Raw genomic sequence first — 7,158 nt, forward strand, 5'->3', positions numbered from 1 at the left:
CGCTGCACGTCAGCCAGCCGGCCGTCAGCAAGGCGATTCAGGAACTGTCGTATAACTTCGTATAATGTATGCTATACGAAGTTATTACGCTTTCAAACATATCGTAAAAATCCGATATAAGATTCGCCCATCGACGATACCCGTTTGCCTTGACCGAACACCCAGCCTTTCCATGCCGACCGAACTCGACATCGACGCGATCCTGAAAGCGCTCTCGAACCCCGTGCGCCGGGAAATCCTCGTCTGGCTGAAAACGCCCGGCGAGCATTTCCCGCAGCAGACGCTGCCGTACGAACACGGCGTCTGCGCGGGCCAGATCGACGCGCGCTGCGGGCTGTCGCAGTCGACCGTCTCCGCGCACCTCGCGACACTCCAGCGCGCGGGGCTCGTGACGTCGACACGGATCGGTCAATGGGCGTTCTTCCAGCGCAACGAGGCCGTCATCGACGCATTTCTCGACGCCCTGCGCCGCGAACTCTAGCCAACGGCCGAACCGGCCATGCGGGGCGCCGTCGCACATGACGCGACGGCTTCCCCGCCTTTCGTGAAGAGGTTATCTGCCATGCCCACGCTGTTCGATCCCGTTACCCTCGGCGACCTGACCCTGCCGAACCGCATCGTGATGGCGCCGCTCACCCGCTCCCGTGCGGGCGCGGCGCGCGTGCCGAACGCACTGATGGCGCGCTACTACGCCGAGCGCGCGTCGGCCGGCCTGATCATTACCGAAGCGACGTCGGTCACGCCGCAAGGCGTCGGCTATGCCGACACGCCGGGCATCTGGTCCGACGAGCAGGTCGAAGGCTGGAAGCAGATTACGCAAGCCGTGCACGCGGCCGGCGGGCGCATCGTGCTGCAACTCTGGCACGTCGGCCGGATCTCCGATCCGATGTTCCTGAACGGCGACCTGCCGGTCGCGCCGAGCGCGATCGCCGCGGGCGGCAACGTGAGCCTCGTGCGTCCGCCGCGGCCGTTCGTGACGCCGCGCGCCCTCGAACTCGACGAAATTCCGGGCATCGTCGCCGCATACCGCAAGGGTGCAGAAAACGCGAAGGCTGCCGGCTTCGACGGCGTCGAGATTCACGGCGCGAACGGCTACCTGCTCGACCAGTTCCTGCAGGACAGCACCAATCGCCGCACCGACGCGTACGGCGGCCCGATCGAGAATCGCGCGCGCCTGCTGCTCGAAGTGGTCGACGCGGCGATCGACGTGTGGGGCGCGGGCCGGGTCGGCGTGCACCTCGCACCGCGCGGCGACGCGCATACGATGGGCGACTCCGATCCGGCGGCAACGTTCGGTTATGTCGCGCGCGAACTCGGCCGCCGCAAGATCGCGTTCATCTTCACGCGTGAATCGTATTCGGGCGACCAGTTGAGCCCGCGCCTGAAGGAAGCGTTCGGCGGCCCGCTGATCGCGAACGAGCAGTTCACGCTCGACACCGCGCAGGCCGCGCTCGCGAACGGCAGCGCCGACGCGATCGCGTGGGGCAAGCTGTTCATCGCGAACCCGGACCTGCCGCGCCGCCTCGAAATCGGCGCGCCGCTCAACAAGCCGGTGCCGGAGACGTTCTACGCGGAAGGCGAAACGGGCTACACCGACTACCCGGCGCTGAGCGACGCGGCCTGACGGTAGACGACACACGCGGCGCACGGCAGTGCGCCGCGCCGTTCTCGTCACCCTGGGCACGCTGCTTCAGCGTGCCGTTTCCTCGCGAAACAACGCCAGACCGACGAGACTGGCCGACCCGCCGGCGAGCACGTACCAGGCCGGCGCATAGAAGCTGCCCGTCGCCCGCCACAGCGCGCTGACGATCAACTGCGCGAAACCGCCGAAAATCGTCACGCCCAGCGCATAGATCATCCCGAGCGACGTCGCACGGACTTCCGGTCGCAAGGCTTCGAGAATCATCACGAAACCCGCGGGGCTCGACAGCGTCATCAGGCCGATCAGCACGACCACGACCGCCAGCACGGTGACGACCGACGGCCACGTGCGCATCGCATGAAACGCCGGTAGCACCAGCGCCGTCGAGATCGCGCACACCGTTCGCAGCATCGGCTTGCGGCGACGCAAGCGGTCCGCGAACCGGCCCGCGAACGGCGAGCCGACCAGCATCACCGCGCCCGCCGTGCAACCGGACAGCAACGCGACGGAAGCCGGCATGCCGAGCGTCAGCGTCAGGAACGACGGCAGGAAAAACACGATCGTATACATCGTCGACGTGCCGCCGATCACGAGCAACGTGCCGGCCGCGACCTGCCGCCAGGGAATGCGACGGCTGACACGCGGCGCGCCGGCTGCCGGATGCGGCAGCGTGTCGTCGAGATGGCGTCTCAGATAAAACCCGACCGGCCCGATCAGCAGGCCGAGCACGAACGGTACACGCCAACCCCAGCCTTGCAGCGCATCGGACGGCAGCCAGCGGGACAACGTCAACGCGACGAGCGCGCCGGCGAGCGCCGCACCGCCCTGGCTGGCCATCTGCCAACTCACCAGTTCGCCGCTCCGGCGGGCGCCGCCCGACTCCATCAGCAACGTCGTCGCGGCCCCGACTTCGCCCCCTGCCGAAAAACCCTGCAGCAGTCGGCCGATCACGATCAGCAGCGGCGCCGCGATGCCGATCTGCGCGTAGGTCGGCGCGAATCCGATGATGCCGGTGCCGAGCGCCATCAGCGCAACGGTCAGCACCAGCGCGGGCTTGCGCCCGACGCGGTCCGCATACGCGCCGATCGCGACGCCGCCGAGCGGCCGTGCGACGAAACCGACGCCGAAGGTCGCGAGCGACAGCATCAACGCACCCGCATCGCTGGACGCCGGAAAGAACAGCCGACCGATCAGTACAGCAAAGAAGCTATATACGGTGAAGTCGAAGAATTCGAGTCCGTTGCCGAGTGCAGCCGCGGCGACGGTCCGCCGCATCGCGCGTCGCGCGTCGATGGTCTGCGCGGCAGCCGCGCGATTCAAGGTGCTCATCCGATGCCCTCGTTCAGAAGTTGTGATACATGCCGAGCGACATCGTCACGGGCGTCATGCCGGTGCGCGGCGTCGTGCCGCCGGGCTCGGTCGGCAACGGATTGCCGTTCAGCAGAACGGTCGACATCCCGTAATTGCGGATGAACCCCGTCCGCGCGTAGAGGCCGGTACGTTTGGACAACAGGTAGTCGTAGCCGAGCATGACGCCGAGCGCCGAATCCTTCGCCGGCCGGCCGGCGGCATCGCGCACGCCCGACGTATCGCGATAGACGATCGACGCGCGAACCGCATTCACGCCGAACGGCACGATCGTGCCGAGGGTGTACACGCGTGCGATCCCGTCGCCGGCAAGTTTCGGCGCATATTGATTGAACGACGCGGACAGCACGAGCCGCCCGGTGTCGTAGACGGCGCCAAGCCCGTACAGGTCGTTGCGTACCGTGCTCGCCCCGTTGACGCCCCACACCTGGTTGTAGCTCGCCGCCAGATAGGTCGTGCCGTTGTACCACTGCAGCAGCGCGCCCTGCGCGGACGCGGCCGGCGCGCGCCCCGCGACGTTGCTGGGCGCGTACATCAGCATCAGCGTCGTGGTGCCGGCCACGATCGGCGTCCGATAGGTGATCGCGTTGTCGACGCGCGCCGGCAGTTGTGTCGCGCCCGGTCCGAGGTCGCTGTTGTAGCCGACGCCGCGCGCCGTCTGCACGGCGGCCGCGCCAAGCCACGTGTACACCGAATTGGTGCCCACGGTGCCGAACACGTCGATGAACAGCGGCAGCCCCGTGCCGATCTGCTTGCCGAGCCGCAGCCGGCCATAGCGGTCGGACATCAGGCCGATCCACGACTGCCGGTTGAAGAACGACTGCGTATCCTGCTGCGCGCCGTTGTTCGCGAGAAAACCGCTTTCGAGATTGAATTCGGCGCGCCACCCGCCGCCGAGATTCTCGCGCCCGAAGAAGCCGAATTTCGACGTCCACTCGCCGCCGCTCTGGGTCTGCCACGTCGACCGTCCACCCACCGACTGGTAGTTGATCCCCATGTCGACCGAGCCGTACAGCGCCACACCCTCCTTCAATCCGCCGTTGAACTCCGGCACCGCCGCAAGCAGTACGTCCTGATACGGCACCGCGCAGGCACTTCCGGCGCCCAGCGCCAGGCACGCAGCGCCCCATGTCAGCCTCTTCTTCATTCGTTTTCCTTATTTTCAGAGAGAAAATTCCGAATTGCCGCGCTTGGCGGACGCGCTCGTCAGGCCGTGCCCAGGAAGCGTTCCACGATGCCGACGAAATAGGCGGCGCCCCAGCCGAGCGCGTCGTCATTGAAGTCGTAGCCCGGGTTGTGAACCGAGCAGCCGCCGTGCGAATCGAGTCCGTTGCCGAGCATCACGTAGCAACCCGGCACGCGTTCCGTCATCCACGAAAAATCCTCGCTGCCCATCACACCGTCGGCAAGCAGCGTGAGCCCACCGGCGCCGGCCAGCGCCGTGATCGTCTCGACCGCGAGATCCGCGGCGGCGGCATCGTTGACGACCACGCGCGAGATGGCTTGATAGTCGACCTGCGCAACGGTCCCGTAGGCCCGCGCCTGCGCGTCGGCGATCCGGCGAATCCGCGCCTCGACCTCGTCGCGCGTGGCCGCGTCGAGCGAGCGGACCGACAGTTGCAGCGTCGCGGTCTCCGGAATCACGTTCGGGGCCGTGCCGGCATGGAACGTACCGACGGTCACCACTGCCGCCTTGGCGGGATCGATGTTGCGGGCGACGATCGATTGCAGCGCGGTCACGATGTTCGCCGCCGCCACGATCGGATCGCTCGCGTGCTGCGGCATCGCGCCGTGCCCGCCCTTGCCCGTCACGGTGATCGTTACCGAATCGGACGACGCCATCATCGCGCCGTAGCGCAACGCGAAATGACCGACCGGTACGCCCGGCGCGTTGTGCAACGCATAGACGCGCTCGCACGGAAAGCGCTCGAACAGGCCCTCCTCGATCATTCGCCTCGCGCCGCCGAGTCCTTCCTCCGCGGGCTGAAAGATCACGTTCAGCGTGCCGTCGAAGCGCCCCTGTGCGGCCAGATGGTGGGCGGCCGCCAGCAGGATCGCGGTATGGCCGTCGTGACCGCAGGCGTGCATCGTCCCGGCAACCGTGCTCGCATGGGGCAGGCCCGTTTCTTCCCGGATCGGCAACGCGTCCATGTCGGCGCGCAAGCCGAGCGTGCGCGACGACGTACCGCGCCGCAACCGGCCGACCACGCCGGTGCCACCGATGCCGGTCGTCACGTCGTAGCCCCACTCCGCCAATTGGGCGGCGACGATCCGCGCGGTGCGTGTTTCGGCAAACCCGAGTTCCGGGTGGGCGTGGATGTCGCGTCGAATCGCGACGAAACGGGGGGCGGCTTCACGGATCGCCGCGAGCGTCGGGGCAAGGTCCTGCGTCATGTCTGGCTCCATTGGATCGGCTGCATCGCAACCGTTGCAGGCCAGTATGGAGAGACGCATCGGGTCAAAAAACACATCAATTTTGATACGGATAAGATTTGGTTATATCCTCCGCATCATGAAAACCCACCAATTGCGCACGCTGGTCGCGGTGGCCACGGCGGGCAGCATCAAGGCTGCCGCGAAAACGCTGCACGTCAGCCAGCCGGCCGTCAGCAAGGCGATTCAGGAACTGGAAGGCGAATTCGGCGTGGCGCTTCTCGAACGCAAGCCGTGGGGTGTCGTGCCGACGCCGGAAGGCGACGTATTGCTCGGCCGCGCGCATGCGGTCGTTCGGGAGCTCGAGCGGGCGCGCGACGACATCGCGCATCTGAAAGGGCTGCGCGAAGGCAGGCTGGTGCTCGGCTTCACGCCGATCGTCGCGGTTACGGGGTTCGCGCACGCCTATGCCGAATTTCGGCGCCACTGGCCGCATGTCGAGTGCGAACTGCGCGAACTGTCGTTCAACCAGTTGACCGAGCAATTGCACAGCCGGACCCTCGATCTGGCGTTCGCGGCCATCACCGGCGAGGTCGCCGAGTCCGCCGACGTGAAGCCGATCCGCACCTTCGACACCGCGTTCGTCACCCGCGAGAACGGGCGTTTCGCCGGTGCGACATCGCTGGACGCGCTACGCGATGCCGAGTGGGTCCACACCGATCCGAGCGACAATTTTCCGGCGCACATTCGCGACCTCCATGCGCACGCCGGCCTGCCGGCGCCGCGCTGCATCACGCGCTGCACGTCGTATGCGCTGTTCTACAGCCTGCTGCTCACGACGGATGCGATCTTCTCGTGGACCCGGCATTCGCTGTCGGAAACCGTGTTCGGCCAGGCGCTCACGCCGCTCCCGCTGCCGCTGTCGCCGCCACCGCTGCAGCTCTACCGGCTCACGCCGCCCGGCCTGCAACTGACGCGCCCCGCGACGGATTTCCTCGCGTACATCGAAGCCGCGTTCGCGTCGCGTTCGTTCGGGAGCGGCACGCGGCGCTGACTACGCCGGAATCGGTCCGCACCGCGCATCAGGCCACCACAGCGCGTCGCATGAACACGCGCCGCGTTTCGTCGAGACCGAGCGCGACGTGGTGCGCGCGGATTGCGCGCAGCGCGTCGTCGAGTGCCGTATCGTCGATGATCCGGAAACCGAGGCGCGCGTAGTACGGTGCATTCCACGGCGCGTCACGGAACGTCGACAGCACCACCTGCTCGACGTGCTCCCGCGCCGCGCGCGCGATCACCTGTTCGATGAGACGCGCGCCGATCCGCTGCCCTGCGTGCGACGGCGCGACATCCAGTTCCTCCAGATACAGCCGCTGCGCATCGAGCAGCCGGTAGAACGCGAACCCGACGCACGTGCCTTGCGGATCGACCGCCACATAGGCGCGACCGTCGTCGATCCGCACGAGCACGGCGGCCGCATCGGTCGGCTCGCCGTCGGCGATGTCGGCCATGCCGATCTCGCGAAAACGCTGCGCGGCGGCGACTTCCACGGCGGCCATCGCGGCCGCGTCTTCCCGCGTGGCGGGGCGAATCAGGATCGGTGCAGGCATGACGGCAATTCAGGGCGGCAGTCGGGAACGGCGGTCACTATAATCGAAACCTCAGACGTTTCGAACGATCGGGTGAGTCGCTACGGCGGCCCGCCGCGCCCCTTGCCTCGGGAATCGACATGAAAAACCGGCTGCTGGCTGCCCTGCTCTGCCTGTCCGCCACGG

The 7,158-nt window shown here is 67.2% G+C and carries 7 protein-coding genes; 3 read left to right on the forward strand and 4 right to left on the reverse strand.

Features of this window, described 5'->3' with window-relative positions; genetic code table 11:
* The first annotated feature begins 172 nt into the window (after window positions 1-172).
* Both JMF90_RS16370 and JMF90_RS16375 read left to right on the forward strand, forming a co-directional pair.
* A complete protein-coding gene (locus tag JMF90_RS16370; RefSeq protein ID WP_011547377.1) occupies window positions 173-481 on the forward strand; it encodes a helix-turn-helix transcriptional regulator in 309 nt (102 codons plus the stop codon).
* 81 nt (window positions 482-562) lie between these two features.
* The gene (locus JMF90_RS16375; protein ID WP_011547376.1) at window positions 563-1,624 is read left to right on the forward strand and encodes an alkene reductase; all 1,062 of its coding nucleotides are present in this window, start codon (window positions 563-565) and stop codon (window positions 1,622-1,624) included.
* 66 nt (window positions 1,625-1,690) lie between these two features.
* Here JMF90_RS16375 and JMF90_RS16380 read toward each other — a convergent pair whose 3' ends face one another.
* From JMF90_RS16380 to JMF90_RS16390, 3 genes are read right to left on the reverse strand one after another with little or no spacing between them, the layout of a single operon-like run.
* Window positions 1,691-2,971: an MFS transporter gene (locus JMF90_RS16380; RefSeq protein ID WP_011547375.1), complete on the reverse strand. Its 1,281-nt coding sequence runs from the start codon at window positions 2,969-2,971 to the stop codon at window positions 1,691-1,693.
* A 13-nt stretch (window positions 2,972-2,984) separates the two neighbouring features.
* Entirely contained in the window at window positions 2,985-4,157 is a 1,173-nt protein-coding gene (locus tag JMF90_RS16385) for a porin (RefSeq protein WP_011547374.1), read from the reverse strand.
* A gap of 59 nt (window positions 4,158-4,216) precedes the next feature.
* Complete coding sequence (locus JMF90_RS16390; protein WP_011547373.1) at window positions 4,217-5,404, reverse strand: M20 aminoacylase family protein; 1,188 nt, start codon at window positions 5,402-5,404, stop codon at window positions 4,217-4,219.
* Between the two features lie 118 nt (window positions 5,405-5,522).
* Between JMF90_RS16390 and JMF90_RS16395 the strand changes: the two genes are divergently transcribed.
* Entirely contained in the window at window positions 5,523-6,437 is a 915-nt protein-coding gene (locus JMF90_RS16395; RefSeq protein ID WP_011547372.1) for a LysR family transcriptional regulator, read from the forward strand.
* A gap of 28 nt (window positions 6,438-6,465) precedes the next feature.
* Here JMF90_RS16395 and JMF90_RS16400 read toward each other — a convergent pair whose 3' ends face one another.
* A complete protein-coding gene (locus JMF90_RS16400) occupies window positions 6,466-6,993 on the reverse strand; it encodes a GNAT family N-acetyltransferase (protein WP_011547371.1) in 528 nt (175 codons plus the stop codon).
* Between the last annotated feature and the right edge of the window lie 165 nt (window positions 6,994-7,158).

The organism is Burkholderia sp. E168m23 (assembly GCF_016586125.1).
GTDB classification, from domain to species: Bacteria; Pseudomonadota; Gammaproteobacteria; order Burkholderiales; family Burkholderiaceae; genus Burkholderia; species Burkholderia orbicola.

Coding starts and splice junctions, on each gene's coding strand:
- JMF90_RS16395 (WP_011547372.1), top strand. CDS start 5,523: ATGAAAACCCACCAATTGCGCACGCTGGTCGCGGTGGCCACGGCGGGC.
- JMF90_RS16385 (WP_011547374.1), bottom strand. CDS start 4,157: ATGAAGAAGAGGCTGACATGGGGCGCTGCGTGCCTGGCGCTGGGCGCC.
- JMF90_RS16370 (WP_011547377.1), top strand. CDS start 173: ATGCCGACCGAACTCGACATCGACGCGATCCTGAAAGCGCTCTCGAAC.
- JMF90_RS16380 (WP_011547375.1), bottom strand. CDS start 2,971: ATGAGCACCTTGAATCGCGCGGCTGCCGCGCAGACCATCGACGCGCGA.
- JMF90_RS16375 (WP_011547376.1), top strand. CDS start 563: ATGCCCACGCTGTTCGATCCCGTTACCCTCGGCGACCTGACCCTGCCG.
- JMF90_RS16390 (WP_011547373.1), bottom strand. CDS start 5,404: ATGACGCAGGACCTTGCCCCGACGCTCGCGGCGATCCGTGAAGCCGCC.
- JMF90_RS16400 (WP_011547371.1), bottom strand. CDS start 6,993: ATGCCTGCACCGATCCTGATTCGCCCCGCCACGCGGGAAGACGCGGCC.